Here is a 26,154-nt window from a genome sequence, read left to right as displayed (position 1 = left end):
CCCGAGTCAAGGGAAGACCCTCATTGACGTGGGGATTCAGCCGTGCTGGGGCCGTACCCGGGTGCACGGAGTTGGCCGGTATCGGGCAACCTTGACAGGCGATTGACAGTCTTCAATAGAGCGATCACGTCAGTCGTGGTCCGGTTCACCCACCCGTCACACACCCGTGCCCCACCCGCTCGCCCCGTGCCCCGCCCACCCACCGGGAAGTCATGCTGCCCACCACGAAGAGACCTGGCCGATCGAACAAGGCAACGGTCGGATAGGTGATATCCATAGCCTCGCGGGTCCTCCCGCGCATACGTAGTGCCTTCGCGTCCACCGCATGGCGTCGGCCGAGGGTGATTCTGTGGGCCGCGGTGACCGTCGCGGCCCTCGGATTCATTCTCGCGCTGGAGATCGTCACCCGGGGATACGGTCTGCCGGGACCGATCACCAATCAGGCGCGAGAAGTGGTGTTCGCCCCGAAATCGGGGCCCTTGCTGTACGCCAGCATGGCGCTGACGATGGTCGTGCTCACCTGGCGGCAACGGTTCATCGCGCTCGGGGTCGCCCTCGGCGTCGACCTCGTCTTCTTCCTCGTGCGGTGGGCCCTCGACGCCGAGATGATGTTCGGCAACGGCGCGCTGTGGGTGCTCATCGGCTGCGCGGTCATCGCGCTCACCCGCCGCACCGGCCGTGAACGGACGCTGCTGCTCAAGGGCGTGGGCCTCGGCCTGCTGCTGGTGGCCGGCCGCAAGACCGGTGACGCCTGGCTGCTGATCACCTCCAAGACCCGCCCGACCGTGCTCGACCCGTACCTGGCCACCGCCGACCACGCGCTCGGCAACCCGTCATGGGTGGTGGGCCGGATGCTCAAGGCCACCGGACCGGTCGGCTCCACCCTCCTCGACTGGGTCTACGTCCAGCTCGCGGTGGCCGCGGTCGTCGTCGCCCTCTACCAGCTGCGGCACGTGGGGACCGAACGCCGCTTCCCGCGCCACCACCTGGTGCGCACGTTCCTGCTGATCGGCCTCCTCGGGCCGGGCATCTACATGATCTTCCCGGTGGTCGGGCCCGTCTTCGCCTACGGCACGGGCGCGTTCGGCACCGGCGGCGAGCCCTGGGCACTGGCGAACCTGTGGCCCGGCACGGCCCCGCCGATCGGCCCCCCGCACTCGATGCCGTACGACGACATCACCCCACGCAACTGCATGCCCAGTCTGCACACGGCATGGGCCACCGCGATCTTCATCCACTCCCGCCGGGGCCCGCGCGCCCTGCGTCACGCGGGCACGTTCTGGCTCGTCGCCACGCTCACCGCGACGCTGGGATTCGGCTACCACTACGGCGTGGACCTCATCGCCGGTGTCGTCTTCACGGTCACGATCGAGGCGGCGCTGCGCACGATCGACCGCGGCTGGGACCGCTCGGGGCTGCGGCTGGTCGCCCACGGCGCGGCGGTGTTCGTCGCGCTGCTGCTGGCCTATCGCTTTCTGCCGATGGAGATGGCCCGCCACCCGTGGGTGTACGGGCCACTCCTCCTGCTGCTGATGGCCTCGGTGGTGTACGGCTTCTTCCGGCTCGACCGGCGGTGGGCGGCGGAGGCGGAGGCGGACGCGGGGTCGGGGTCGGGTTCCGGGCCGGGGTCGGGGCAGGGGGCGGGGCCGGGTGCCTCAGCCCTCGAGTCGCTCCCGCAGCTCGTCGACATCCGCCAGGAACCACGTCTGCCGGTTACGGTTGCACTCACGGACGAAGTCCGCCAGCGCTGAACTGGCCGCCGTGTAGCGGGAGATGTCACCGACGACGGCGAGTCCGACCCGGTACTGCACGAACTTCTGGATGATGTCCCCCGCGACGCGGGTGCTCAGCCGGAAGAACCGCTCGTCGAACCGCTCGACGGGGACGACGACCCATGCGGCGCCCTGGTACCCGGCGTTCCCGATCAGATCGAGAGCATCGCTCTCCTGCGCGATCACCTCACCCTCGGGGGCGCACATCAGGACGGGTACGTCGTGGATCGTTTCCAGGGTGGTGGTCATGAGGGCCGAGGCTACGCGAGGAGGCGAGGCCGGGTCTCTGACGGACGTCCACCAGGACCGCGCGTGAGCGGGGGCGAACGGCTCGGCTTGCCCCCGGGACGCTGCGTCGGCGGCGTTCACTCCTCGGGGAGGAGCTTCGCGTACTTCGCCCGGTACGCCTTCAGGCGCTCGTCGTACGCCTCCGCGAACAGCCGTTGTTCGCGGGGGCTCATGGTGGCGCCGGGCAGCTCCGGCACCGGGAGGAGCGGCGGTATCTCCTGGTAGACCTCGACCGCCGCGTTCCAGCGGTCGGCGGTGAGCTTCCGGGCCATGAGCAGGTGCTCCGGCAGTGACTTCAGCTGGTCGGCCACCGTGTTCCTGGGCACGTTCGTCGCCAGGAGCCCCGTCGCATGCCCATGGCGCCGCGCCGCCATGGTTCCCCGGATCCCGGATTTTGCGAACCCGCGTGCAACCGTCGCGCATTCGTGCGAGTCGATGGTGGTGAACCCGTCAGTGGCGGGTTCCAACCACTCAACGGGATGGGAAGCGTTTTATGACTCACCGGATATCGGGGGTATCCCGGGTGTCACGGACGTCCAGACGGGCGCGAGTGCTTGCGGCGGGGATCGGGGCGGCGATGGTCGTGACGTCGGGGGCGGTGGCGTTCGCGCCGGCCGCCGCCGCCGCGCCCGCGGTCAGCTGTACGTCGAAGCAGGCCGGGCTGGCCGACAAGCTGAAGAAGGACATCACGGCGGCGCTGGCGAAGCGGAAGGGGACGGTGGCGGTCGGCCTGTACGACCGCGCGACCAACACCACCTGCACGCTGCGCGGGGACACCGCCTTCGACTCGGCCAGCATCGTGAAGGTGACGGTGCTCGCCGCGCTGCTGTTCGACGCGAAGAAGACGAACCGGTACCTCACCGACCGTGAGACCAAGCTCGCCACCGCCATGATCACCAAGTCGGACAACAACTCCACCAGTGCCCTGTGGAGGCAGCTCGGCGTCAAGAAGATCCAGGCGTTCCTCACGGCCGCCAAGATGACGCAGACCAAGCCGGGCGCGAACAACTACTGGGGCCTCACCCAGATCACCGTCCGGGACGAGCAGCGGCTGCTCGCCCTGCTCACCGCGAAGAACACCGTCCTGAGCGACAACGCGCGCGCGTACGTCCTCAAGCTGATGAACAAGGTCGTCACCGGGCAGCGCTGGGGCACCCCGGCCGGGGCGCCCTCCACCGTGAAGGTGCACGTCAAGAACGGGTGGCTGTCCCGCGCCACGCACGGCTGGCGGGTGCACAGCGTCGGCACGTTCGTGGGCGGCGGACGGGACTACACGATCACCGTCCTCACCCACGGCAACCCCGACATGCAGTACGGCGTGAACACGATCCAGGGCGTCGCCAAGGCCATCCACAAGGATCTCGTGCCCGCGCCGAAGACGGCCTCGGGGGCGACGGTGAGTGTGGAGCGGTACGTACCCACGGACCGGCCGCAGGAGGCGACGGTTCCGGTTCCGGAGACGGGGGCCGCGCGGTAGTTGGGGGCGGGTGCGTTGTCGGGTGCGGGTGCGTGGGGGCTGGTCGCGCAGTTCCCCGCGCCCCTGGAAAAAGCGGGGCTGCGCCCCGGCTTTTTCCAGGCCCGCAGGGCCTGGAGCTTTTGGGGGCGCGGGGAACTGCGCGAGAAGCCCCGCCGGACCCGCACCCGCCACACAACCCCCACCTCCCCCAGCCATGAGGCCCCCCGCTCCGGATGACATCCGGACGTTCACGGTGAGGCCATCTCCGTATCACCGGCGGCGCCCTACCGTGACGCCATGCCTCTGAGAACCCTGCTCGCCACGCTCACCGCAGGCCTGGCCGCGGCCACGACCACCCTCGCCGCCGCCGGACCCGTCCACGCCGACTCGCCGCAACGGCACGCCTGTTCGTCGTCCGTGTCGATCGAGGGCTACTCCGACGCCCTCGACAAGACGACGCACGCGGACACCTTCGTCGGCAACCTCTCCGGCCTCGCCGTAGACCGCGACGGCTCGCTCCTCGCCGTCTCCGACCGGTCCGCCCTCTTCACCCTCGACCGCCGCACCCTCGCGCCGAAGGGCGTCCTCCCGCTCGCCACGGAGACCGGTGCCGCGCTCGACTCCGAGGCGCTCGCCGTCGACCGGGACGGCACCCGGCTCATCACCTCCGAGACCGAGCCGACCGTACGGCGCTACGACCGGCGGGGCCGGATCCTGGGCAGCCTGCCCGTGCCCGACGCGCTGAAGGTCGCCCCGGCCGGCCGGGCGGTCGCCAACCAGACCTTCGAGGGGCTGACCCTCCTGCCCGGCGGCCGCACCCTGCTCGCCTCGATGGAGGGCACGCTCGCCGGGGACTCCGCCGGGGTGGTCCGCCTCCAGACCTGGCAACGGCACGGCGGCGCGGGGGACTTCAGGCTCTCCGCCCAGTACGGCTACCGCGTGGACACCGGCCTCGGCGTCGTCGAGGTGGCCGGTCTCCCGGGCGGACGGCTGCTCGTCCTGGAGCGCGGGTTCACCGCCGGCGTCGGCAACACGGTCCGCCTCTACGCCGCCGACACGCGCCGTGCGACCGACACCGGCGACGTCGCCGTCCTCACCGGCCAGGACGGCGACCGCGCGGGCGGCACCGGTCAGGACGACGGCGTCCGGCTCGTCCGCAAGACGCTCCTCGCCGACCTCGTGAACTGCCCCTCCCTCGGCGCCACGGCCAAGCAGCCCCAGCCGAACCCCCTGCTCGACAACATCGAGGGCATGACCGTCACCGGGGCGGCGTGGTCCGGGGGCCGACTGGAGGTGCTGCTGGTCAGCGACGACAACCAGAACCCCGTCCAGACGACCCGCTTCTACTCCCTCAGGATCCGGACCGCCTGAGCCACGTCCGGTCTCCCGCAGGGTCCCACCCGAACCGTCAACTCCGCCTTTCGCAGGCGCAGTCGGCAGCCGTCCCGTCCTCCAGCAACCCGCTCCTGGCCGTGAGGTAGGCGAGCTGGGCGCGGCTGTTGCTGCCGAGCAGGTCGCCGACCTTCTTGAGGTGGCTGGCGACCGTACGGGGGCTGATGCCCAGCCGGCTGGCGATGGCCGCGTCGGTATAGCCGTCGACCATGAGGCGCAGGACATGCAGCCGGGTCTCGTCGGTGAGGAGCGCGGGGCGTTGCTGGTCGTGCTCGTAGACGACCGGCCGCGCCCGCTCCCAGGCGTACTCGAAGGCGGAGACCAGGAAGTGCACGACGCCCGGGTCGGTGACCTTGAGGGCGTGGGTGCCGTGGTCCTTGCCCATGTCGGGGATGAACGCGACGGACCGGTCACAGATGATCATCCGGTCGAACACCTCGTCGACCGTGCGTACTTCGACGCCCAGGTCGGTGACCTGCTTGATGTAGTCGAGGGTCGGTCCGTGGGCGCGGACGGTGTGCTGGTAGAGCGTGCGCTGCTTGACGCCCTTGCGGTGTGCCTCCAGGGTGCGCGGCAGGGCTTTGACCAGGACCTCCTCGGGGCGCCTGCCGCCCGGGTGCGCGGTGAGCAGTTCGATCCGCGTGCCCCGGATCGCCTCGTCCAGCGCGGCGGTGATCGCCGGCGCGGGCGTGAGCCGCTGGGAGGACTCGCTCTCCTTGCGGCGGGAGGTGCGGTAGACGCTCTCCGCCTGCGACATCGACGCCCGTACGGCGGCCAGGGCCTGCTGCTGTTCCAGGATCAGCCGCTCCCTCGGGTGCGCCAGCGCCGCCGTCGCCACCGAGGGCGGGATCGGCACGAGCGCCTCCGGATCGTCGACCGCCGGGGCCACGAGCCCGAACGCGCTCACACAGCCGGGCGCGCCCGCGCGCTGGGCCCTTCCCGCGGTCAGCGCGGTGCGGTAGAACTCGATGCCCGCGCCGCATATCTCCGCAGGGGTGTCGTCGCCCCCGGGTATGTCCGACTCACCGCACATGCCATCCCCCTTCAGAATCCTGCAGTGCACGATCATGACCCCTTCCCTCACTTCCGGCAACCGGCCGACCACGGCATGCTCTTCCTGTGGGCACCGGCGAAGAGCCGCGAGTCCGAGAATTCTTCTGGGGGGAACGAGAAATGAAGTACATCCGCAGAATGGCCGGGGCGCTCGCGTTTGTCGCCGCCGCGGTACTGACCCTTTCCGTCGCCGCCGAGACGGCCGAACGCACCACGGTCGCGAGCGCGCAGGCGTCCAACGCGCCGGGCGACCCCGGCTGGCCCTGAGTCGACGTCACCGGCCCGGTCAACGCGCGTAAAGCGCATGCAAGCCGCGCGTAAAGCGCGCGTGGCGATCGCACAGTGCTCATCTGTCGTGCACGGAGCGTTCGCGCGGCCGTCCCCGGGCCCCGGTCCGTAGCTGACGGATCGTCACATGACGTGCCGACCGTGTGGGTTGGCAAAGCAAGCGGTTGGCGGATAGCCGTCCGGCCGGGTCGAGGTCCCCTGCGCGGTCCATTCGATGTCCGGTGAATTCCGGCTGCCGGTTCACGCGTTCCGGCAATTCTGTTTCACATTGAACGAACGAGGGAGTCCAAGGAAAATGACCACCGCCATTGCCGCACCGAAGTGCCTGGTGTGCGACACCGAATTCGAGGTCCAGGAGGACTGGGAAAAGGGGGAGATCACCGAGTGCACGGCCTGCGGCCAGGAGCACGAGGTGGTCGAGAAGGCCGCCGCCGGCGTGCGGCTCGACCTCGCCCCCGAGGTGGAAGAGGACTGGGGCGAGTGACGACCGCCGATCAGGTCCTGCTCTCGGTGACGATGCTGCGGCCCGAGGAGAAACTGCTCCTCGCGGCGCTGCGGGCCGAGGGGCTGACGGCTCGGCCGTTGCTGACGGAGGATCTGGCGGAGGTCGTGGCGGGCCGCACCGGCGGCCCGCCCGCTCTCGCCGTGATCCGCAACCTGTCCCACCGGGACGCCATCGGCGTCTCCCGGCGGCTGGAGTACGCCGGGGTGACCACCCTCAACCGGTCCTCCGTCATCGAGGCCTGCAACGACAAGGGGCTGCAGTCGCTGCTGTTCGCCCGCCACGGCATTCCGCATCCGGTCACCCGGCACGCCTTCAGTTACGACCAAGTACGTTCTGCTGTCGCCGAGTTGGGGATGCCGGCCGTCGTGAAGCCGGTGAGCGGCTCGTGGGGGCGGGGTGTCACGCGGATGGCCGACGCCGGGTGCGTCGAGGCGTGGGCCGGCGGGCGGGAGTCCGCGGACGCGGGCGGGAAGCTGTTTCCCGTCGTCGTCCAGGAGTACGTCGACAAGCCCGGCCACGATCTGCGGGTCGTGGTGGTGGGGCGGACGCCCGTGGTGGCGATCCAGCGGGTGTCGGAGGACTGGCGGACGAACACGCATCTGGGGGCGCGGGTTCAGCGGGTCGAGGTGACCGCCGAGATCGGGGAGTTGTGCCGGCGGGTAGTGGATGTGCTGGGGCCCGGGTTCTACGGGGTGGATCTGGTGGAGGACCGGAGGGCTGGGGAGCTGCTGGTTCTCGAGGTCAACGCGAATCCGGAGTTCGCCAAGTCGTCCGTGGAGCATGGGGTGGATGTGGCGGGGTTGTACGCGGCGTTCGTGGCTGAGCGGGTGGCTGCGCCTGCCGGTGCGGCCGTCGTCGTCTAGGGCGTTTTTTCTCGCCCCCGCCGCCCCTACCCGTCCCTCCCCCACTCTCGACTGCGCTCGAGCGGGAGGTGCCCCCATCCAGGGGCTGCCGCCCCTTCGACCCCGCGGTCGGTGGTCGGCCGCGGGTTCGGTGGGGGTTGCTCGCGCAGTTCCCCGCGCCCCTGAAAAGCAGGGGCTGCGCCCCGTGCTTTTCAGGCCCGTAGGGCCTGGTCTTTTAGGGGCGCGGGGAACTGCGCGAGAAGCCCCACCGGACCGGCGCCCGCCAACGGACCCGCACCCCCCACGCAACCAATCAGAGAGGCCACACCCTATGGAACTGTTCGACACCGCCACCGTGCTCACCCGGGTTCTGACCTCGGGCGTGGTGATGAGCATCGAGAAGAGTGACCGGGAACTGCCCGGTCTGGAACGGCTGTTGACGAAGAAGACGCGGCGGAGCAAAGCCGTGCTGCTCAACAGCCGGACCGGGGCGATACACGCCGCGTTGGCCGGTCAGGGGATCGGCCACGGGGACAGCGTCGCCCTGGCGGAGCCCGACGCGGAGACCGCCGCGTTCCTGGCCTGGCTGGGCGTACGCGTGACGTCGTACGACGAGCCCGCCGCCTACGACCACCTCGCGCTGGACCCGTCCAACGCCCACCGGCTCGGCGAGCTGGCCGCGGGGGCCACCGCGCCGGCCCTGGTCGTCGACCTGACCGGCCTCGGCTTCGGCCCGGCCGCCGCCGTGCTCACCGACGACCCGAAGCTCTGGGCCCGAGCCGAGCGGCTGAAGATCTTCGGCGCCTACGACCTGCGCACGATGTGGACGCAGGAGGAGGCGGACGCCGACCTCGTCCCCGGCGTGCAGTTCAACTACCGGCTCAGTCCCCTGGTCGCCGCCTGTGTGCGGATGGCCCTGACCCAGGCGGCCCAGACCCAGAGCGCCCAGACCCGCCCCGTCGCGACCTCCGGAGCGAACCAGTCATGATCACCGATTTTCCCAACTCTCCGCTGCCGCTGCCGAACCCGGCGGAACTCGACGACGAACTCGCCGCCCTCGGCGGCGCCGAGATCATCCCCAAGGCGCTCCGCCGCACGCTCTTCCCGGTCATCACCAAGGAGGACGTGTTCAACCTGATGCTCGCGCAGCGGCAGGCGCCCGAGAAGGTCGTCGCCGACTTCGCCGAGGCCTACCGGGCGTACGTGGGCGCCGGGTTCGCGCTGCCCACCGCCAGCGGCACCTCCAGCCTGCACATGGCGCTCGTCGGCGCGGGGGTGCGGCCCGGTGACGAGGTGATCGTGCCGGCGTTCACCTTCATCGCCACCGCGCAGGCGGTCGTCGCGGCCCACGCCGTCCCCGTGTTCGTCGACATCGACCCGGTCACCTACTGCATGGACCCGGCCGCCGCCGCTGCCGCGATCACCGAGCGGACCCGGGCCCTGATGCCCGTGCACGTCCACGGGCTGCCCGCCGACGTGCCCGCGCTGCGTGCCCTCGCCGACCGGCACGGCATCGCCCTCGTCGAGGACGCCTCCCACGCCCACTCCGCGAAGATCGGCGACCGGGTCGCGGGATCGTTCGGGGACGCGGCCGGGCAGAGCCTGATGGCCGACAAGAACTTCCCGCTGGGCGGGGAGGGCGGTATCGCCTTCTTCGCGACCGAGGAGGCGTACGAGCGGGCCGTCTCCTATCTCGCCGAGCACGGCATCGACTACGGCATGTCCTGGGTCGCCGCCGCCTTCGGCAACAGCCAGCTCAAGCGGCTGCCGTACTACGACGAGATCCGCGCCCGCAACGCCGCGCTGCTCGGGGACGCCCTGCGCGAGACCGGGCTGTTCACGCCGCCGCACGTGCCGGACGGGCACGTCCACGCGTACAACATGTACCGGATCACGCTGCACCCGGAGGCCGTCGGCCTCGCCGACCTGCCGGTGCACGCCGTCAAGGAGGCCGTGCACGAGCTGCTGGTCGCCGAGGGCGTGCCGGCCCGGGAGTGGCAGAACACGCCCATCCCGTGCCACCTGCCCTTCCAGCACCGGGACGGGTTCGGCAACGGCTACCCCTTCAGCCTCAACCCCGGCGCCGTACGCGACCACCGGCCGGAGGACTTCCCCGTCACCCTCGGCATGCTCGACTCCACCCTCGTCCTCTGCCGCGAGCTGCGCTCCCCGGTCGAGTACGAGCGGATCCTGCGCTACGCCGACGCCTTCCGCAAGGTCGCCCGCCGCCCCGACGCCATCCGCAAGCTGGTCCAGGAGCGCGACTACGTGCGGCCGTACGAGAAGGCGGCCCGCCTTGGCTGACATCGGGAACCCGAACCAGAAGATCCGCGTCGCCGTCATCGGCGCCAGCGGATACACCGGGGGAGAGGTCATCCGACTCCTCCTCGAACACCCGCACGTCGAACTGGCCTTCCTGTCCGCCGAGCGGGCCGCCGGTGCCGCCATCGGCAGCGTGCACCCGTGGCTGCGCAACCACCCGAAGGCGGGCGGGCTGAGGTTCCGGCCGCTGGCCGAACTGGCGGACACCGACCCCGTCGACATCGCCTTCGGCTGTCTGCCCACCGGGGCGCTGCCCGAGCGGCTGCCGCTGATCGCGGCGCACGCCAAGCGGGTGCTGAACCTCGGCGGCGACTTCCGGCTGCGGACCGAGGACGAGGTGCGGGCGCACTATCCGAAGACGGCCGAGCACCCGCCGCTGGAGGACTTCGCCTACTACGTACCGGAGTTGAGCGGCGACGTGCCGGAGGGGCGGTTCGTGAACCTGCCCGGCTGCATGGCCGTCACCACGATCTACGCCCTGTACCCCCTGTTCGCCGGCGCCGAGCCGCTCGCCACCGACCGGGTCGTCGTCGACGCCAAGACCGGCTCGACCGGCGGCGGCCGGGGCGGCAGCGAGCCGCCCGCCGAGCGCAGCGGGAACTTCCGGGTCCACAAGCTGTACGGGCACCGGCACGCCCCCGAGGTCCGGCAGGCCATCGCCGACTTCACCGGCGCGGCCGTGGACCTGCGGTTCTCCACGCACAGCCTGGACGTGGCCCGGGGCATCCTCGTCACCGCGTACGCCGAACTCCGCGACGGCGTCACCTCGTTGGACGTCAAACGGGCCTACGCCAAGGCGTACGTCGGCAAGCCGTTCGTCCGGGTCCGCCCCGCGCCGAAGGCCCCGCAGGACTTCCCGATGCTGAAGGCGGTCGTCGGTTCCAACGTCGCCGAGGTCGCCATCGCCGTCCAGGGCAGCCAGGTCGTCGCCGTCGCCGCCCTGGACAACCTGATCAAGGGCGCGGCGGGCCAGGCCGTCCAGGCGATGAACCTGATCCACGGCTTCGACGAGACCTCCGGCCTGCCGACCACGGCGGTGTCCCCATGACGACCCAGCTGGAACGCCCGGTGACGACGACAGCACGAACCGCCCCGGCCCCGGCCACCGCCCCCGACACGCGGGCCGCGTCCCCGGCCGCCCCCGCCCTCCCGTCCACCCGGCCCCTCTACGTCGTCAAGGCCGGCAGCGCCACGCTCGATCGCGGCACCCTCCACAAGGAGCTCGCCGACCTGGTGGCCCGGGGCGCCCGGGTGCTGCTCGTGGCCGGTGGGGCCACCGGGATCGAACGGCACTACGCGGCGATCGACCGGCCGATGCCCCACCTGCGGCTGACCAACGGCGACCTGGTGCGGTACTGCCCGCCGGAGGAGATGACGCACCTGGTCGACGCCTACGAGCGGGTGACGCTGCCCGCCGTGGAGCGGGAGCTGCGCGCGCTCGGGCTCACGGTGTTCACCTCCGTCGCCGCGCGCGGCGGGCTGGTGAGCGGCAGGGCCAACCGGCCGCTGAAGGCGGTCTCCGGCGAGGGCCGCACCCTGGTCGTGCGCGACCACCGGGCGGGTGTGCCGACGGACGTCGACGTCGACGGACTGACCGCGCTGCTGGAGGCGTACGACGTCGTCTGTCTGTCGCCGCCGGTGGCCGACCCGGCGGGCGGCGCCCCGCTGAACGTGGACGCCGACGTCCTCGCCGCCGTGCTGACCGGCGCGCTCGGCGCCGACCATCTGCGGCTGGTCACCGGCACCGCCGGACTGCTGACCGACCCGGACGTCCCCGACTCCACGCTGTTCGACGCCTATCCGGGCGAGGGCGCGAAGTACGCGGGCGGCAGGATGCGGCAGAAGGTGCGGGCCGCCGAGATCGCCATGCGCGACAGCGGCGCCGACATCGCCATCACCGGCCCGCACACGATGGCCGTGCCGTCCGGCTGGACCCGCTTCTGGCGTACGAAGGAACCGGCGGCCGACCTCGGGCTCCTCACCCGGGTCGCCTGTGTGCCGTCGGTGTCGCGGGACGAGGCCGAACTCGCCGCCTACCTGGCCGAGTGGTGCCGGGAGCGCGGTATCGACGCCCATGTCGACGAGGTCGGCAACCTGGTCGCCACGCGCGGCGACGGCCCCCGGCGGCTGCTGCTCCTCGGCCACCTCGACACGGTCCCGCACCACTGGCCGGCCGAGTGGCGTGACGGCGAACTGTGGGCGCGGGGCAGTGTCGACGCCAAGGGCAGCCTGGCGAACTTCCTGGAGGTGCTCGCCCACGCGGACATCCCCGAGGACGCGCAACTGCGGGTGGTCGGCGCGGTCGAGGAGGAGATCTCCTCCTCCAAGGGCGCCTTCCACGTCCGTGACCGCTACCCGGCCGACGCCGTCGTCATCGGCGAGCCCAGCGGCTCGGGGACCCTGACCCTCGGCTACTTCGGGCTGTTCAAGCTCCGGATCACGGCGTCCGTGGCCAGCGGCCACTCCGCCGGGATGGACGCCGTGTCCGCGCCGGACCACCTGATCGACGTCCTCGGCCGCATCCGGGCGTCGGTGCTGGCCGAGGCGCCGGACGCGCTCAGCGCGGTCATCGACGTCCGCGTGGAGAACGGGCGCGAGCGCTCCACCGCCGTCGGGATCCTCAACTTCCGGGTGCCGCCCAAGGTGGACGTGGCGGCGCTCACGGCTGCCGCGCTCGGTCATGTCACTGACGACGTGCGCGTCGAGGTGCTGCGGGCCACGCCGGGGCACGCCGGAGGCCGCGCCGGCGCGCTGGTGAAGGTCTTCACCCGGGCCTTCGCGCAGGCCGGGATCAGGCCCCGCTTCGTGGTGAAGAAGGGCACGTCCGACATGAACACGCTGGCCACCACCTGGCACGACGTCCCGATGGTGGCGTACGGCCCCGGCGACTCCTCCCTGGACCACACCGACGAGGAACGCATCGACCCCATGGAGTACCGCACCGCCCGCAGCCTGCTGGCCGACGCCGTCCAGCGGTGGTTCGCCCTCACCGCCCCACCCGCCCTGCCCGACCTGCCCGAGGGGAGCCGACGATGAGCACGGCCGTACTCGAAGACCTCCAGGTCGGCGCCGACGTGACGGCCACCCTCGCCGCACGGGCCGTCGAGGCCCGGCGGCTGGTGGTCGACATGGCGGCGAGTTCGCGTGGATGTCACCTCGGCGGCAGCCTCTCCGTGCTCGACATCCTGATCGCCGCCCTGCACCGGGCCTCCGCCGGCGACGGCACCGAGGTCGTGCTCAGCAAGGGCCACGCGGCCGCCGGGCTCTACGCGGCCCTGCACGTCAGCGGCGCCCTGCCGGAGAACCCGGCCCCGCTGTACGGCCTCGCCGGTCACCCCTACACCGGCCACCCCGGCCCCAAGGTGCCCGGCGTCCGCTTCCCCACCGGCAGCCTCGGCCACGGCGTCCCGTACGCCGCCGGCTGGGCGCTCTCGCAGCGGCTGCGGGGGCGGCACGGGCTCGGCATCGCGGTCGCCGGGGACGGCGAGCTGCAGGAGGGCCTGGTCTGGGAGACCTGCCAGGTCGCCGCCGCACAGCAGCTCGGCAACTTCGTCCTCGTCGTCGACCGCAACGGCGGCCAGAACGACGGCATGGTCGCCGACATCTCCCCGCTGCCCCGGCTCGCCGAGCGGTTCGCCGCGTTCGGGTTCGACGTCACCGAGGTGGACGGCCACGACCTGGGCGCCCTCACCGCCCTGCTGGCCGAGGACCGCACGGCCGCCCGCCGCCCCCTCGCCGTCGTCGCCGACACCGTCAAGGGCAAGGGCGTACGGGCCGTCGAGGGCAAGGCCGCCTGCCACTACGTGACCATCGACCAGGCGCGCGCCGCCAAGTGGAAGCGAGCGATCCGATGAGCCCGACGGCAACCACCGCGCCCGAGCGGCCGATGCCCGACACCGACGAGCGACCGGTGACCCTCTCCGGCCGCGACGCCTACCGGGACGAGCTGACCCGGCTCGCCGCCTCCGACGACACGATCGTCTGCCTGGAGGCGGACCTGGGCGGCAAGGGACACCCCTTCCAGGCCGCCCACCCGGAGCGTTTCCTCAACCTCGGGATCGCCGAGGGCGCGATGGTCGACATGGCGGCGGGGCTGGCGGCCGGCGGTCACAAGCCGTTCATCAGCACCTTCGCCCCGTTCGCCGCCCTGCGCGCGGCGGAGAGCCTGAAGCTGACCCTCGGCTACCTCGCCGCCGGGGTCACGGTCGTGGCGCCGTACGCCGGTGTCTCGGGTGCCTGGTTCGGGACCACCCACCACTGCCTGGAGGACCTGGCGATCCTGCGCAGCGTGCCGGGCGTGACCATCGCGGCGCCGTACGGGGACGCGGAGATGCGCGCGGTCGTACGGGAGGCCGTCCGCTCCGGACGTCCGCACTACATCCGTACGGGACGCAACGCGAGGTACGAGTCCCTGCCGTTGAGCGGCACCGAACTCCCGCTCGTGAACTGGGAGTTCACCGCCGACGCCACCGGCGCGGTCTGCCTCGTCTCGGTGGGCGAGGAGGGCACCCGCCTCGCCCTCGCCGCCCGGCGGGCCGCGCCCGGCACCGCGCACGCGCACCTCACCTATCTGGACCACGACAACCTGACGGCGGCCGCCGCCGAACTCGCCCGCCACCACTCCCGGTTCGTGGTCGTGGAGGAGCACCGGGGCCAGGGCGGAATCGCCGAGGCGCTCGCCCTGCTGCTGCCGGCCTGCCAGGTCACGTCCGTGAGCGCGGACCGCAGCTGGCCCTCCCAGGGCGGCGACCACGAGGAGGTCATGGCCGCGCTGGGCCTGGACCTGCCCGCCGTACTCGACGCGCTGCACCGCGCCGCCCGCTGACCGCGCCGCCCGCGCCACTCGCCGGCCGCGCCCCCGAACTGATCGCCCCCACCAGCCTCTTCAAGGAGCCCTGACATGCACATCCTCATGATCGAGTGCAACCCGAACGGCATGGCCGGTATCGCCAACGCCCTGGACCTCGGCCACGACGTCACCCTCGTCTCGGTCGACCCCGACTTCTACCTCGCCGTCTCCCCGCTCACCGAGGCCGCCTACGCGCACCCCAACTGCCAGGTCATCAAGAGCGAGAAGGCCTTCTCCATCGAGGAGCTGACCGCCCTGGCGCGCGAGGTCCACGCCGAGCGCCCCGTGCACGGCGTCACCACGTACAGCGAGTACCACACCGTCCACACCGCCGCCGTCGCCGAGGCGCTCGGCCTGCCCGGCATGAGCGTCGACGGCGCCCGCAACGCCCGCCACAAGCACCTGACCCGCCTCACCCTCGACGGCACGGGCATCCGGCAGCCGCGCTTCGCGCACGTCTCGGACCCGACGAAGGTCGAGGCGGCCGTCCGCGAGATCGGCTTCCCCTGCGTGGTGAAGCCGTCCGACGGCACCGCCAGCCTGCACGTCCTGCACCTGAAGGACGAGGACGACCTGACCGCGTACCTGGCCGAGCTGGCGGAGGTCGTCGACTACGGGCGCGGCGTCGTCCGCATCCCGGACATCCTGATCGAGGAGTTCGTCACCGGCGAGCTGATCTCGGTGGAGTCGTGCGTGCTCGGCAAGGGCGAGGTCGTCAACCTCGGTCTGACCGACCGCCCGCTGAGCGGCTTCCCGCACTTCATCGAGATGGGCGCCACCTACTTCACCGGACACCCGCTCCAGGACGAGCTGTTCGCGATGACCACCAAGGTCCTGGACGAGCTGGGCGTCGACTTCGGCTTCATCCACACCGAGTTCCTGCTCGGCCCCGACGGTCCGGTGCTGTGCGAGGTCAACGGTCGGCTCATCGGCGGCATCGTGCCGAGCCTGATGCAGATCAGCTCCGGCGTCGACGCCTATCTGGAGGTCATCCGCCAGGCCCTCGGCGAGCGCCCCGAACTGCCTTTCCCGGGCGAGACCATCGCGGGCGGCCACTGGTTCGGCTCCCCGGTCGCCGGCACGGTCGAGTCCATCGGCTTCGACGGCCTGACGGACCTGCCCGGCTTCCACAGCGCCCTCGCCTACAAGAAGCCCGGCGTCGAGGTCAGCCGCCTGTCCAAGAGCAACTTCGACTGGATCGGCCACATCATCTTCACCGGCGCCGACCGCGACGAGGTCAACAAGCGCAACGAGGAGGCCCTGGACGCCATCGAGCTGCGTCTCAAGGTCGAGGTGGCCCGATGAGCGAGGCCGCGGGCGGCCGCACGGGGACGGTCACCCTGCACGGGGTGGCCGTCCCGGCCCTCGACCCCGGGGCGCGCTACGACGTCACGACCGAGGACGGCCTCTTCACCGCCTTCACCCCCACCGGCCCCCGGCAGGGCGACGAGCCCGAGCTCTGGCCGGGTTACACCGAGACCCACGCCCATGTCGCGCTCCCCGCGAACTGGGACGACACGGTCGAGGACCCCCGGATCGTGGCCCTCCAGTACCTGTACCACGGGGTCACCCACGTCGTGGACATGTTCGGGTTCCCGCTGGCCGCCGACGCCTGGGCGGCCGGCCGCGAGGCCTCCCCGTGGCCGTACCCGGAGATCGTCCACTGCGGCTACGCGGTGACGGCGACGACCGACGCGGCGGGCCGCACCGGACACGGCGTCGAGTTCCCCGCGCCGGTCCACATGCTGGCCGTCGAGTCCGACCTCGACCACGCCCTGCGCGCCAACGCCGAACGCGGCGGCACCTTCCTGAAGGTGATGTTCACCGACGGCACCGAACAGCCCGGCAGCCCGGTCCGCTTCTCCCGCCTGTCGGAGAAGGTCCTGCGCTTCACCGCCCGCATGGCGCGGGAACGCGGTGTCACGGCCGTCATCGACTGCAACACCCTCCAGGAGACCCGCTGGGCGTACGCGTGCGGCTTCCGCCTCTTCGCCCACACCGTGCGCGACCGCACCCTCGACGACGTCGACTGGAAGGAGTTCGAGGGGGCGCGCTTCGTGTCCACCCTGGCCGGCCTCCGCCCCATGATCATGACCGGCGAGGAGTTCCTGACCGAATACTCCCGCGAGGGCTTCGTCGAGACCCAGGACGTCCGCAACCTCGACTTCGTCAAGGGCATCGAGAAGCCGTACGGCATCGAGTACGGCGTCCAGGAGACCCGCACCGCCGCCCTCGCCGACATGCGCCGCAACGCCCTCGCGGCGCTCGGCCGGGGAGACCTGCTCGTCGGCACCGACTCCGGCAACACCGGCGCGTACCACGGCTACTCCCTGCTCAGCGAGCTGGACCTGCTGCGCGGCGACGACACCTCCCTGGACGGGATGCTGCGCCACCAGGCCACGGTGGGCGGCCGCCGCTACTTCGCGGAGCTGAGCGGCGACACCACGGGCGAGCACCCCCTGAGCCCCGGCGCCCCCGCCACGTACAACCTCCTCCACCCCTCCGCCCCCGACCGCCCGCTGTCGGCCCTGCCCGTCCGCACGGTCGTCCGGGGCACGGAGATCGACCGCCCCGCGCTGGCCCGTGCGATAGCCGACCTGCGCACCCCCCGTACTCCGTCCGACCCGAAGGGAACGGCCGCGTGACCATCGAACGCAGGCGGGCTCTGATCGGCGTGAACGCCGGCATCTTCCTCGCCCACATCGGGAACTTCATCTGGTTCCCCGTACTCGTCGCCTCCCTCGGCGGCACCGACAGCGGCTTCTGGGCCGGGGTCGTGATGTGCATGACCTACGTGGGCCGCCTCGCCGCGACCTTCTTCTACGAGGGGGTCGCGGCCCGGATCGGCATCCGGGGCGCGGTGTTCGCGGGCACCGCGACGGAGGCGGTGGCCCTGTTCCTGATGGGCTTCGGCGACGGCGTCGTCGTCTACTCCGTCCTGGCCTTCCTCATCGGCCTCGGCTCCGGCACGGCCTTCCCCGGCCTGAAGAACATCCTGGTCTCGTACCCCGACGACGAGCGCCCGAAGGCCTTCTCGACCTTCCAGATGTCGGCGCAGGTGGGGCTCTTCGGCGGCGCGCTGGCCGGCGGTCTGCTCGCGGACGTCGACCTGCGCACCCTGTTCTCCGTCGTCTTCGCCATCTTCATCGGCTTCTGCCTGGCGTCGTCGGCGTTCATCCCGAGGGACGGCTTCGGGGCCGTGGACAAGCCGGTGGACCGGGTGCCCCTGCTGAGCACGGCGGTCTTCAAGGGCATCGAGGTCCGCGGGGCCACCCGCTACTTCCTGCTCTCCGCCGTCTTCTGGTTCCTGTCCATCGGCTTCATGGTCGGCATCCCGCTGCACATGGAGGAGTACGCGACCGGATGGGCGCCGTCGGCCCCCTTCTGGATCACGGGCCTGACGGTGCTGGTCCTCCAGTACCCGCTGTTCAAGTTCCTGATCAAGCACCTGCGGCCGGGGGCGGTGATGGCGCTGGGCCTCGCGGGCATGACGGTCGCCTTCACGGCGTTCGGCGCGGGCCGCACCGCCCCCTGGGTGGTCGTGGGCTGCCTCACCGTGGTGCTGGGCGAGATCCTCTTCGTCCCCTCCTTCGACATCTGGGTCGCCCGCAAGGTCCCGGCGGACCGCCTCGCCAAGGCCATGGGCGCGATGCACTTCTTCCGCAGCGCCGGCAACATGATCGGCTCCCTGCTGGCGGGCCTCCTCTTCGACCTGGCCCTGAACTGGGACGTCCCCGGCGCGAACTGGTACATCGCCGCGCTGATCGCCGCGGGGTGCGCCGCGGTCTGCTTGTTCAGCCGGGACGAAGGGTCGGCGGAGGCCGCCGCCGCCCCGGAGCCGGCGGAGGAGGAGCGAGCGGAGGCGCCGGCGTAGGGGCGCCACATAGCTCGGGGGGTGCCCGTTTCATCGGCGGGTGCGGCTCCGGTGGGGGCCGGTCGCGCAGTTCCCCGCGCCCCTGAAAAGCCGGGGCTGCGCCCCGTGCTTTTCAGGCCGCAGCCCCGTCGCTTTCCAGGCCTGCGGGGCCGTGGTCTTCCAGGCCCGCAGGGGCCTGGTCTTTTAGGGGCGCGGGGAACTGCGCGAGAAGCCCCACTCACCCGCACCCGCCGACGAAACAGGCACCCCCCCCGAGCCAAAACGCGCCCCCAAATATTGCGGCGGGATGAAATCCCTCTCCCGCCGTGTTGGTCTCATGCGGAGACCAGGACGAACGGAGGGCACCGGCGTGGTAGCGCAGCAGGGGGGCGACCGAGGTTGGGCGCGCAGACTGGCCGGATACGCCTGGCGGTACCCCAAGGACGTGATCCTCGCCCTCGGCTCGTCACTGGCCGGTATGGCCGTGATGGCCCTGGTACCCCTGATCACCAAGGTGATCATCGATGACGTGATCGGGGACAAGACCCGGGACATGGCGCCCTGGGCGGCGGCCCTGATCGGCGCCGCCCTCCTCGTCTACGTGTTCACCTACATCCGCCGCTACTACGGCGGCCGCCTCGCCCTCGACGTCCAGCACGACCTGCGGACGGAGATGTACGGCACGATCACCCGCCTCGACGGCCGCCGTCAGGACGAGCTGTCCACCGGCCAGGTCGTCGGCCGCGCCACCAGCGACCTCCAACTGATCCAGGGCCTGCTCTTCATGCTGCCGATGACCATCGGCAACATCCTGCTGTTCCTGATCTCCCTCGTGATCATGGCGTGGCTGTCCCTCCCGCTCACCCTGGTCGCGGTCGCCGTCGCGCCCGCCCTGTGGTGGATCGCCCAGCGCAGCCGCACCAAGCTGCACCCCGCCACCTGGTACGCCCAGGCCCAGGCCGCCGCCGTCGCGGGCGTGGTCGACGGCGCCGTCAGCGGCGTACGCGTGGTGAAGGGGTTCGGACAGGAGGAGCAGGAGACCGGCAAGCTGCGTGAGGTCGGGCGGCGGCTCTTCGCGGGCCGGCTGCGGACCATCCGGTTCAACTCCCGCTACACCCCCGCCCTCCAGGCCGTCCCCGCCCTCGGCCAGGTCGCCATGCTGGCGCTCGGCGGCTGGCTGGCCGTCCGGGGCCACATCACGCTCGGTACGTTCGTCGCCTTCTCCACCTACCTCGCCCAGCTGGTCGGCCCGGTCCGCATGCTCGCGATGGTCCTCACCGTCGGCCAGCAGGCCCGCGCCGGCACGGAACGCGTCCTGGAGCTGATCGACACCGAGCCGACGCTCACCGACGGCACGAAGACCCTCCCCGCCGACGCGCCCGCGACCGTCGAGTTCGACGACGTCTCCTTCGGGTACGAGGGGCCCGACGGCAGGACCACCCCGGTCCTCGACGGCCTCAGCTTCGAGATCCGGCCCGGCGAGACCCTCGCCGTCGTCGGCTCCTCCGGCTCCGGCAAGTCGACCGTCTCGCTCCTCCTGCCCCGCTTCTACGACGTGACGCGCGGCGCCGTCCTCATCGGCGGCCACGACGTCCGCGAGCTGACGCAGGACTCGCTGCGGGCCGCGATCGGACTCGTCCCCGAGGACTCCTTCCTCTTCTCCGACACCGTGCGCGCCAACATCGCCTACGGCCGCCCCGACGCGACCGACGAGCAGATCGAGACCGCCGCCCGCGCCGCTCAGGCGGACCGTTTCATCGCCGAGCTGCCGGAGGGCTACGCCACCAAGGTCGGCGAGCACGGCCTCACCCTCTCCGGCGGCCAGCGCCAGCGGATCGCCCTCGCCCGCGCCCTCCTCACGGACCCGCGCCTGCTCGTCCTCGACGACGCGACCTCGGCGGTGGACGCCCGCGTGGAGCACGAGATCCACGAGGCGCTGGCCCACGTCATGGAGGGCCGCACCACCCTCCTCATCGCCCACCGCCGCTCCACCCTCGGCCTCGCCGACCGCATCGCCGTCCTCGACGAGGGCCGCCTCGCCGACATCGGCACCCACGAGGAGCTGGAGCGCCGCTCCGCCCTCTACCGCCGACTGCTCACCGACCCCGACGAACTGGGCGGCGTCTCGCCCGGCCACACCCCGACCACCTCGCTCGCCAAGACCGAGGACTCCGCCGCACGCGACTCGATACGGGACGAGCTGGACGCCGAGTTCGACGCCGAGCGCGGCATCACGCCCCGGCTGTGGACGGGCGACCGGGAGCCCCGGGACACCGCCTTCGACGGCACCCCCGCCACCCCCGAACTCCTCGCCCAGGTGGAGGCGCTGCCCCCGGCGACCGACACCCCCGGCATCGACGAGGCCCGCGCGGTCGCGCCGGAGGAGTCGTACGGCCTGAAGCGGCTGCTGCGCGGCTTCGGCCTGCCCCTCCTCCTCAGCCTGGCCCTGGTCGCCGTCGACGCGGGCATGGGCCTGCTGCTGCCGGTGCTGATCCGGCACGGCATCGACGACGGCGTCTCCCAGGCGGCCCTCGGCGCGGTGTGGGCCGCGTCCCTGCTGGGGCTGGTCGCGGTCCTCGCGCAGTGGGCGGCCCAGGTCGGTGAGATGCGGATGACCGGCCGCACCGGCGAACGCGTCCTCTACTCGCTCCGCCTGAAGATCTTCGCCCAGCTCCAGCGCCTCGGACTCGACTACTACGAGCGGGAGTTGACCGGCCGGATCATGACGCGGATGACGACCGACGTCGACGCGCTCTCGACCTTCCTGCAGACCGGACTGGTCACCGCGTTCGTCTCCGTCGTCACCTTCTTCGGGATCATGGTCGCCCTGGTCGTGATCGACGTCCAGCTCGCCCTCGTCGTCTTCGCCACGCTCCCGCCGCTGATCGTCTGTACGGTCTTCTTCCGCCGCGCGAGCGTGAAGGCGTACGAACTGGCCCGCGAGCGGGTGTCCGTGGTCAACGCGGACCTCCAGGAGTCGGTGGCCGGGCTGCGGATCGTGCAGGCGTTCCGGGGCGAGCGCACGGGCGGCGAGCGCTTCGCGGCCGGCAGCGACAGCTACCGCCGGGCCCGCGTCCACGGCCAGTGGCTGATCTCGCTCTACTTCCCGTTCGTGCAGTTCCTGTCCTCGGCCGCCGCGGCGGCCGTCCTGATCGTCGGCGCCCACCGCGTCGACGCGGGCACCCTCACCACCGGCGCCCTGGTCGCCTACCTCCTCTACATCGACCTCTTCTTCGCCCCCGTCCAGCAGCTCTCCCAGGTCTTCGACGGCTACCAGCAGGCCACCGTCTCCCTGGGCCGCATCCAGGAACTCCTCCAGGAGCCGACGTCGACCAAGGCGGCCCCCGAACCCCTGGAGGTGCTGTCCCTGCGCGGCGAGATCGCCTTCGAGGGCGTGGACTTCGCGTACGGCACCGCCGACGAGGCCGAGGAGGCCCTCAGCGGTGTGACGCTGTCCATCCCCGCCGGGCAGACCGTCGCCTTCGTCGGCGAGACCGGCGCCGGCAAGTCGACGCTGGTCAAGCTGGTCGCCCGCTTCTACGACCCCACCGGCGGGCGGGTCACGGTCGACGGCACCGATCTGCGCGACCTCGACCTCACCTCCTACCGGCACCGGCTCGGGGTCGTCCCGCAGGAGGCGTACCTGTTCCAGGGCACGATCCGGGACGCCATCGCCTACGGCCGCCCCGAGGCCACCGACGCCGAGGTGGAGGCCGCCGCCCGTGCCGTCGGCGCCCACGACATGATCGCCACGCTCGACGGCGGCTACCTCCACGAGGTCGCCGAACGCGGCCGCAACCTCTCCGCCGGACAGCGCCAGCTGATCGCGCTGGCCCGCGCGGAGCTGGTCGACCCCGACGTCCTGCTCCTCGACGAGGCGACGGCGGCCCTGGACCTGGCCACCGAGGCCCAGGTCAACCACGCCACCGACCGCCTCGCCGGCCGCCGGACGACCCTGGTCGTGGCCCACCGCCTCACCACGGCCGCCCGTGCCGACCGCGTCGTCGTGATGGACCACGGCCGGGTCGCCGAGGACGGCACCCACGACGAACTGCTGGCCCGCGACGGCCGGTACGCCGCCCTCTGGCGCACCTTCGTGGGCGAGCCGGCGCTGCGGACGTAGCGACCGGCGGCAGCGGACCGGCCACAGGGGGCCGTAGGGGACCTTCGAGGACGTTCCGCCCCGCGCGTGCAACCTTCCGGCGGGGGGCGTGCGTCCGTACATCAGTACGGTCTGGGGACGGGAGGGGCAGCGGGTGATCAGGCGGGGAACGCGTCGGCCGACGGCGCTCGTACTGGCCGTGCTGACGATCGCCGGTCTGCTGACCCTGGCGGGCCCGGTGGCGAGCGCGGAGGCCGCCGCCACGTCCTGTCCCGGCCGCAAGGTGCGCACGCTGACCTTCGACACCGGAACTGTACGGGTCTACCGCAAGGGCGGCCGCTATGTGTGCGTCGTCCTCGTGCCCGGGAAGCAGGTCCGCAAGGGCGCGATCCGCATCCGGGCCAGGGGCGGGCGCTGGGTCCGCAACGAGGCGAGTCCCACCGGTCCCGTGACGGTCCACGCCGGCCGCCGCGCCGTGCGGATCAAGGCCCGCGCCGGCGGCGAGAGCTTCGACTCGGGCTGGATCCTGCGCTGAACCTCCCCGCGCCGCACAGGGTTTTCCCTATCGCTCCCATCTGCGGCTGAAAGCAGTCCAGTTGGCCCCTTTCTTCCCTGGTGCCCCGGCGGCCGCTCCGATAGCTTCCGGCGCACAGCCGCTGCATAGGGGAGAAACGCATGCGCAAAGCACTCAGGTGGGTGCTGTCGCTCGTGGTGCTCATCGGCACACTGGGCACGGCGGGGGCGGCCAACGCCGCCGGGTCGTCGTCGGGCACCGCCGACATCAAGGACCGACTGCTCGCGATACCGGGCGTGAGCCTCATCGAGGAGAAGCCGTAGCGGGGCGCTCGGAAGCGGTCTGACCGGAGTGCGGCAAGGCTGGCTTCTCCGCACCGAACTGTCACGGAGAGCCCGGCGAGGCGCTATCCCGGCCGCGCGCCGGCCGGGTGGCCACTCCGGTCCACCTATTCAGCTTGATTCCTACCGGAAGGCAGTAGGCACCGCTGCCGGGGGCGACGGGCCGATGCACGTGCTGCTGCTATCGTCCGCGCATGAGACACCCCACTGCAGCCGCCCTCATAGCAGTTCTTGTGTCGCTCGCAGCGTGTGTTCCAACGGAAGGCGGCGCAACTTCGACCCCCTACCCGCATACCGTCGTCGGCATCGATGTCGACTCCCTGAGTGAGGCGGAGGTCTTCTACCTGGACGACGTCCTGGAGAAGGCCCCGGACACGAAGGCAGGCCGTAAGTGGAGGGCGAGTGCGATCTCGGCGGACCGGGGCGGCCTGGACATGCTCATCGATGGCGACCGGTTGGACTTCTGCAAAGGCACCTCACCGCGTGACAAAGAATCCTTTGTTGCGCAAATGGGGCAGGATGAAGGTGCTTTTGCGTTCCTGCGCCAGGAGGCCGCCCGTAAACGCTTGTGCTGACTGAATTTATTTCGGCCTAAGTTGTCGCTTCAGTGAGCGAGTTATGCCATGCTGTGTCGACCATCCGGCCGATACAAGGGGGGGTTGTTTTGGAGACAAAGACGAGACAGGCGCAATGGAGACAGGGGTTCGTGCGTGGGCTCCTGGCGCTGGCCGGAGCGTTGGCGCTCACGTTTGTCACCGCCACTAGCGCCAGTGCCCACTACGTTTACGCGGCGGATGAAGTGTGGTCGAACACGGACAGTTCGAAGTGTCTGTACACGCGGTCCGAGGTCTCCCACGGGGCCAACGGCGGGGGATACGTACAGTCGAGAGGGCTCGCCTCGGACGACTACGGTATCCCGACGACTTGCATCTGGAGCTGGAATCGCCTGCCGGGAAACCTCGCCACGAAGTGGTCTTATTACAAGAAGACCTCGTCCGGCTGGAGCTTGTGCCGCTCGATCGGGTGGAAGTACAACACCTCCACGACGAACGTGCTCAGGGCCTCTAAGACCTACCCGATTTATCCTCCGTGCGGCGGAGGGTACTATGCCACGAAGGCGTGGTCAAAGGTTTACTACTCCGGATCCTGGCACGGCGCGTACAGCATCTGGTCCGGATCTCACTACATCGAGCCGTAAACACAGCGGGGGATGAATCACGTCATGAATAGAGCTCGCATAATCGTCGTCGCAGCGGTGGCCTCAGCGTTGTTCGCGACAGGAGCGCTGACCGCCACGGCATCTGACATACCTCCGCCTCCGCCACAGCCCGAGTGGGTCAGCGAAAACGGACAGGTTGACGAGAGTCTGATGCCGAGCGAGATGACCGTAGTCGGTCCCGACGGCGAACTCCTCACGGACTCTGCCGGCAACCCGGTCACGGTTGACTCCATCACGCCAGACCCTGACTACGAGCCGATTCCTCACTGTGCGCGGTGCCCCGTCGAGCCACCGCCCACCGATGTCGGTGACGAACACACCGTGACAACCGACAGTGAGGGGTTCATAGACGAGGAAGTGGACGTCACCTACGACACTCCGGTTATCCCCTGAGAAACCCTGCGAGACTCCGCCGGGCACCATTCGGTCCCAGCGGAGTCTCGCATGTGTCGCCTCTGCCCAGACATCGCAGCTGCAGCTGACCTCTTCTTGGGAATTCCATCTAGGCGGAGTTCGGCCGACTTTCGTAGGCGATTCTCATGACACTGCCGTTCCCTTATCGCCCGTGGGGGCAATCACGTGGCAGGTCGCCGTAGAGCACAGCAGAAGCGTCAATTTGATTGACGCTTCTGCCAGACGATCGCACTCAAAGTAGCAATCCCTTCCGAACGCATCGGACTTGCGGAACTCTTCGACCGCGGACTCGTGGGCATCGAGATCGATGGACATTGCGGTGTATCTCGACATGCAGTATCCAAACGTCGTCGCCTGATGAGTCTCAGTACCCACAGGCCTGCCAGTAAAGAAGCATCGGAACTTCTGGCGCAAGTCCGCACTGCAAGGTCAATGGACTGGGCGGGGCAGCGCCGAGGTGTTCATCAACCCGTCTACCTCCGCGCTCTGTCATCCGCCGACGAAGAAATAAAAAAGCTGCCGCCGGGCATTCTGAACCTATTCCTTAAACCCTCAGGACGAGAAATATCTGGATGGGTCACTGGGTCTTTTTGGTTCACGGTCCATTGATGACGGTCCCTCCGAAACGAGGAAAAGTTCGGCGCCCGTAGCGTTCGCGATGACTGCCAGTCCGTCACCGTCGCCAATCAGCTGTATCTCGTTGTCCATTAACTGCTCCTGAAGTGGCCTCTCGCAGTTGAGGTGGTCGGGATGCCTGCGGCGAGCGGAACAACGGATCCTGAAGTGGGCGGGCGTCGCCCCGGCCGCCGTCCAGCAGGACCCGAGCAAGGCGAAGCCGCTGGCGAAGTTCGACTCCAAGCTCGACAAGCGTGACGTCGAGCGGGAGCCCGCGCTGCGGCCGTAGGACGCCTGAGCGTCAGAGCAGCACAACAGCACAGCAGACA

The 26,154-nt window shown here is 70.8% G+C and carries 23 protein-coding genes and 2 pseudogenes; 22 read left to right on the top strand and 3 right to left on the bottom strand.

Annotation, left to right across the window (positions count from 1 at the left end; translation table 11 throughout):
- Nucleotides 1-341: 341 nt before the first annotated feature.
- Nucleotides 342-1,751 carry a phosphatase PAP2 family protein gene (locus L3078_RS16765; protein WP_239754575.1) on the top strand — a complete coding sequence of 470 codons (1,410 nt, stop codon included), beginning with the start codon at nucleotides 342-344 and terminating at the stop codon, nucleotides 1,749-1,751.
- On the opposite strand, the gene L3078_RS16760 is transcribed toward L3078_RS16765, so the two are convergent.
- Both L3078_RS16760 and L3078_RS16755 read right to left on the bottom strand, forming a co-directional pair.
- On the bottom strand, nucleotides 1,656-2,021 hold the full coding sequence (locus L3078_RS16760; RefSeq protein ID WP_239754574.1) for a DUF4180 domain-containing protein: 366 nt from the start codon (nucleotides 2,019-2,021) through the stop codon (nucleotides 1,656-1,658). The two genes, L3078_RS16765 and L3078_RS16760, sit on opposite strands and share 96 nt — an antisense overlap.
- 116 nt (nucleotides 2,022-2,137) lie before the next feature.
- The gene (locus L3078_RS16755) at nucleotides 2,138-2,386 is read right to left on the bottom strand and encodes a hypothetical protein (protein ID WP_239754573.1); all 249 of its coding nucleotides are present in this window, start codon (nucleotides 2,384-2,386) and stop codon (nucleotides 2,138-2,140) included.
- A gap of 251 nt (nucleotides 2,387-2,637) precedes the next feature.
- Here L3078_RS16755 and L3078_RS16750 point away from each other — a divergent pair, with 251 nt between their 5' ends.
- A complete protein-coding gene (locus tag L3078_RS16750; RefSeq protein WP_239754572.1) occupies nucleotides 2,638-3,537 on the top strand; it encodes a serine hydrolase in 900 nt (299 codons plus the stop codon).
- A 276-nt stretch (nucleotides 3,538-3,813) separates the two neighbouring features.
- Nucleotides 3,814-4,887 (top strand): esterase-like activity of phytase family protein, encoded by a 1,074-nt coding sequence (locus L3078_RS16745; protein WP_239754571.1) that lies wholly within the window; start codon nucleotides 3,814-3,816, stop codon nucleotides 4,885-4,887.
- Between the two features lie 37 nt (nucleotides 4,888-4,924).
- Here L3078_RS16745 and L3078_RS16740 read toward each other — a convergent pair whose 3' ends face one another.
- Nucleotides 4,925-5,941: a LuxR C-terminal-related transcriptional regulator gene (locus L3078_RS16740; RefSeq protein ID WP_239754570.1), complete on the bottom strand. Its 1,017-nt coding sequence runs from the start codon at nucleotides 5,939-5,941 to the stop codon at nucleotides 4,925-4,927.
- 140 nt (nucleotides 5,942-6,081) lie between these two features.
- Here L3078_RS16740 and L3078_RS16735 point away from each other — a divergent pair, with 140 nt between their 5' ends.
- The 19 genes and pseudogenes from L3078_RS16735 to L3078_RS16645 form a co-directional block, all read left to right on the top strand.
- Entirely contained in the window at nucleotides 6,082-6,228 is a 147-nt protein-coding gene (locus L3078_RS16735; RefSeq protein ID WP_239754569.1) for a hypothetical protein, read from the top strand.
- Between the two features lie 316 nt (nucleotides 6,229-6,544).
- Nucleotides 6,545-6,733, top strand: a complete 189-nt coding sequence (locus L3078_RS16730; protein ID WP_239754568.1) for a lysine biosynthesis protein LysW — start codon at nucleotides 6,545-6,547, stop codon at nucleotides 6,731-6,733.
- Nucleotides 6,730-7,617, top strand: a complete 888-nt coding sequence (locus L3078_RS16725) for a RimK family alpha-L-glutamate ligase (protein WP_239754567.1) — start codon at nucleotides 6,730-6,732, stop codon at nucleotides 7,615-7,617. The genes L3078_RS16730 and L3078_RS16725 overlap by 4 nt, the downstream gene beginning before the upstream one ends.
- A 310-nt stretch (nucleotides 7,618-7,927) precedes the next feature.
- Entirely contained in the window at nucleotides 7,928-8,584 is a 657-nt protein-coding gene (locus L3078_RS16720) for a PLP-dependent aminotransferase family protein (protein ID WP_239754566.1), read from the top strand.
- Nucleotides 8,581-9,900, top strand: a complete 1,320-nt coding sequence (locus tag L3078_RS16715) for a DegT/DnrJ/EryC1/StrS family aminotransferase (protein WP_239754565.1) — start codon at nucleotides 8,581-8,583, stop codon at nucleotides 9,898-9,900. Before L3078_RS16720 ends, L3078_RS16715 begins: the two co-directional genes overlap by 4 nt.
- Nucleotides 9,893-10,966 (top strand): N-acetyl-gamma-glutamyl-phosphate reductase, encoded by a 1,074-nt coding sequence (gene argC / locus L3078_RS16710; RefSeq protein WP_239754563.1) that lies wholly within the window; start codon nucleotides 9,893-9,895, stop codon nucleotides 10,964-10,966. The genes L3078_RS16715 and argC overlap by 8 nt, the downstream gene beginning before the upstream one ends.
- Nucleotides 10,963-12,954 carry a M20/M25/M40 family metallo-hydrolase gene (locus tag L3078_RS16705; RefSeq protein ID WP_239754560.1) on the top strand — a complete coding sequence of 664 codons (1,992 nt, stop codon included), beginning with the start codon at nucleotides 10,963-10,965 and terminating at the stop codon, nucleotides 12,952-12,954. Before argC ends, L3078_RS16705 begins: the two co-directional genes overlap by 4 nt.
- Nucleotides 12,951-13,772 (top strand): 1-deoxy-D-xylulose-5-phosphate synthase N-terminal domain-containing protein, encoded by an 822-nt coding sequence (locus L3078_RS16700; RefSeq protein ID WP_239754559.1) that lies wholly within the window; start codon nucleotides 12,951-12,953, stop codon nucleotides 13,770-13,772. Before L3078_RS16705 ends, L3078_RS16700 begins: the two co-directional genes overlap by 4 nt.
- Entirely contained in the window at nucleotides 13,769-14,743 is a 975-nt protein-coding gene (locus tag L3078_RS16695) for a transketolase family protein (RefSeq protein WP_239754558.1), read from the top strand. Before L3078_RS16700 ends, L3078_RS16695 begins: the two co-directional genes overlap by 4 nt.
- 75 nt (nucleotides 14,744-14,818) lie before the next feature.
- Entirely contained in the window at nucleotides 14,819-16,072 is a 1,254-nt protein-coding gene (locus L3078_RS16690; RefSeq protein ID WP_239754557.1) for an ATP-grasp domain-containing protein, read from the top strand.
- Entirely contained in the window at nucleotides 16,069-17,412 is a 1,344-nt protein-coding gene (locus tag L3078_RS16685) for an amidohydrolase family protein (protein WP_239754556.1), read from the top strand. The genes L3078_RS16690 and L3078_RS16685 overlap by 4 nt, the downstream gene beginning before the upstream one ends.
- Nucleotides 17,409-18,641 carry an MFS transporter gene (locus L3078_RS16680; RefSeq protein ID WP_239754555.1) on the top strand — a complete coding sequence of 411 codons (1,233 nt, stop codon included), beginning with the start codon at nucleotides 17,409-17,411 and terminating at the stop codon, nucleotides 18,639-18,641. The genes L3078_RS16685 and L3078_RS16680 overlap by 4 nt, the downstream gene beginning before the upstream one ends.
- A gap of 316 nt (nucleotides 18,642-18,957) precedes the next feature.
- Nucleotides 18,958-22,743: an ABC transporter ATP-binding protein gene (locus tag L3078_RS16675; protein WP_239754554.1), complete on the top strand. Its 3,786-nt coding sequence runs from the start codon at nucleotides 18,958-18,960 to the stop codon at nucleotides 22,741-22,743.
- 133 nt (nucleotides 22,744-22,876) lie between these two features.
- On the top strand, nucleotides 22,877-23,257 hold the full coding sequence (locus tag L3078_RS16670; protein WP_239754553.1) for a hypothetical protein: 381 nt from the start codon (nucleotides 22,877-22,879) through the stop codon (nucleotides 23,255-23,257).
- Between the two features lie 140 nt (nucleotides 23,258-23,397).
- A pseudogene (locus tag L3078_RS16665) lies at nucleotides 23,398-23,556 on the top strand (aminopeptidase); the annotation flags it as partial.
- Nucleotides 23,557-23,771: 215 nt separating this feature from the next.
- A complete protein-coding gene (locus L3078_RS16660; protein ID WP_239754552.1) occupies nucleotides 23,772-24,152 on the top strand; it encodes a hypothetical protein in 381 nt (126 codons plus the stop codon).
- A gap of 131 nt (nucleotides 24,153-24,283) precedes the next feature.
- Complete coding sequence (locus tag L3078_RS16655) at nucleotides 24,284-24,775, top strand: hypothetical protein (RefSeq protein ID WP_239754550.1); 492 nt, start codon at nucleotides 24,284-24,286, stop codon at nucleotides 24,773-24,775.
- A gap of 12 nt (nucleotides 24,776-24,787) precedes the next feature.
- A complete protein-coding gene (locus tag L3078_RS16650) occupies nucleotides 24,788-25,189 on the top strand; it encodes a hypothetical protein (RefSeq protein ID WP_239754548.1) in 402 nt (133 codons plus the stop codon).
- 784 nt (nucleotides 25,190-25,973) lie between these two features.
- Nucleotides 25,974-26,114, top strand: a pseudogene (locus L3078_RS16645) (hypothetical protein); the annotation flags it as partial.
- Nucleotides 26,115-26,154: the final 40 nt, after the last annotated feature.

The sequence above is a fragment of the Streptomyces deccanensis genome, from assembly GCF_022385335.1.
In the GTDB taxonomy this organism is placed as follows: Bacteria; Actinomycetota; Actinomycetes; order Streptomycetales; family Streptomycetaceae; genus Streptomyces; species Streptomyces deccanensis.
This window is presented reverse-complemented; position numbering and strand designations above follow the sequence as displayed.

Coding starts and splice junctions, on each gene's coding strand:
- L3078_RS16695 (WP_239754558.1), top strand. CDS start 13,769: ATGAGCCCGACGGCAACCACCGCGCCCGAGCGGCCGATGCCCGACACC.
- L3078_RS16750 (WP_239754572.1), top strand. CDS start 2,638: ATGGTCGTGACGTCGGGGGCGGTGGCGTTCGCGCCGGCCGCCGCCGCC.
- L3078_RS16720 (WP_239754566.1), top strand. CDS start 7,928: ATGGAACTGTTCGACACCGCCACCGTGCTCACCCGGGTTCTGACCTCG.
- L3078_RS16690 (WP_239754557.1), top strand. CDS start 14,819: ATGCACATCCTCATGATCGAGTGCAACCCGAACGGCATGGCCGGTATC.
- L3078_RS16700 (WP_239754559.1), top strand. CDS start 12,951: ATGAGCACGGCCGTACTCGAAGACCTCCAGGTCGGCGCCGACGTGACG.
- L3078_RS16705 (WP_239754560.1), top strand. CDS start 10,963: ATGACGACCCAGCTGGAACGCCCGGTGACGACGACAGCACGAACCGCC.
- L3078_RS16660 (WP_239754552.1), top strand. CDS start 23,772: ATGAGACACCCCACTGCAGCCGCCCTCATAGCAGTTCTTGTGTCGCTC.
- L3078_RS16760 (WP_239754574.1), bottom strand. CDS start 2,021: ATGACCACCACCCTGGAAACGATCCACGACGTACCCGTCCTGATGTGC.
- L3078_RS16675 (WP_239754554.1), top strand. CDS start 18,958: ATGCGGAGACCAGGACGAACGGAGGGCACCGGCGTGGTAGCGCAGCAG.
- L3078_RS16685 (WP_239754556.1), top strand. CDS start 16,069: ATGAGCGAGGCCGCGGGCGGCCGCACGGGGACGGTCACCCTGCACGGG.
- L3078_RS16715 (WP_239754565.1), top strand. CDS start 8,581: ATGATCACCGATTTTCCCAACTCTCCGCTGCCGCTGCCGAACCCGGCG.
- L3078_RS16650 (WP_239754548.1), top strand. CDS start 24,788: ATGAATCACGTCATGAATAGAGCTCGCATAATCGTCGTCGCAGCGGTG.
- L3078_RS16735 (WP_239754569.1), top strand. CDS start 6,082: ATGAAGTACATCCGCAGAATGGCCGGGGCGCTCGCGTTTGTCGCCGCC.
- L3078_RS16745 (WP_239754571.1), top strand. CDS start 3,814: ATGCCTCTGAGAACCCTGCTCGCCACGCTCACCGCAGGCCTGGCCGCG.
- L3078_RS16740 (WP_239754570.1), bottom strand. CDS start 5,941: ATGTGCGGTGAGTCGGACATACCCGGGGGCGACGACACCCCTGCGGAG.
- L3078_RS16730 (WP_239754568.1), top strand. CDS start 6,545: ATGACCACCGCCATTGCCGCACCGAAGTGCCTGGTGTGCGACACCGAA.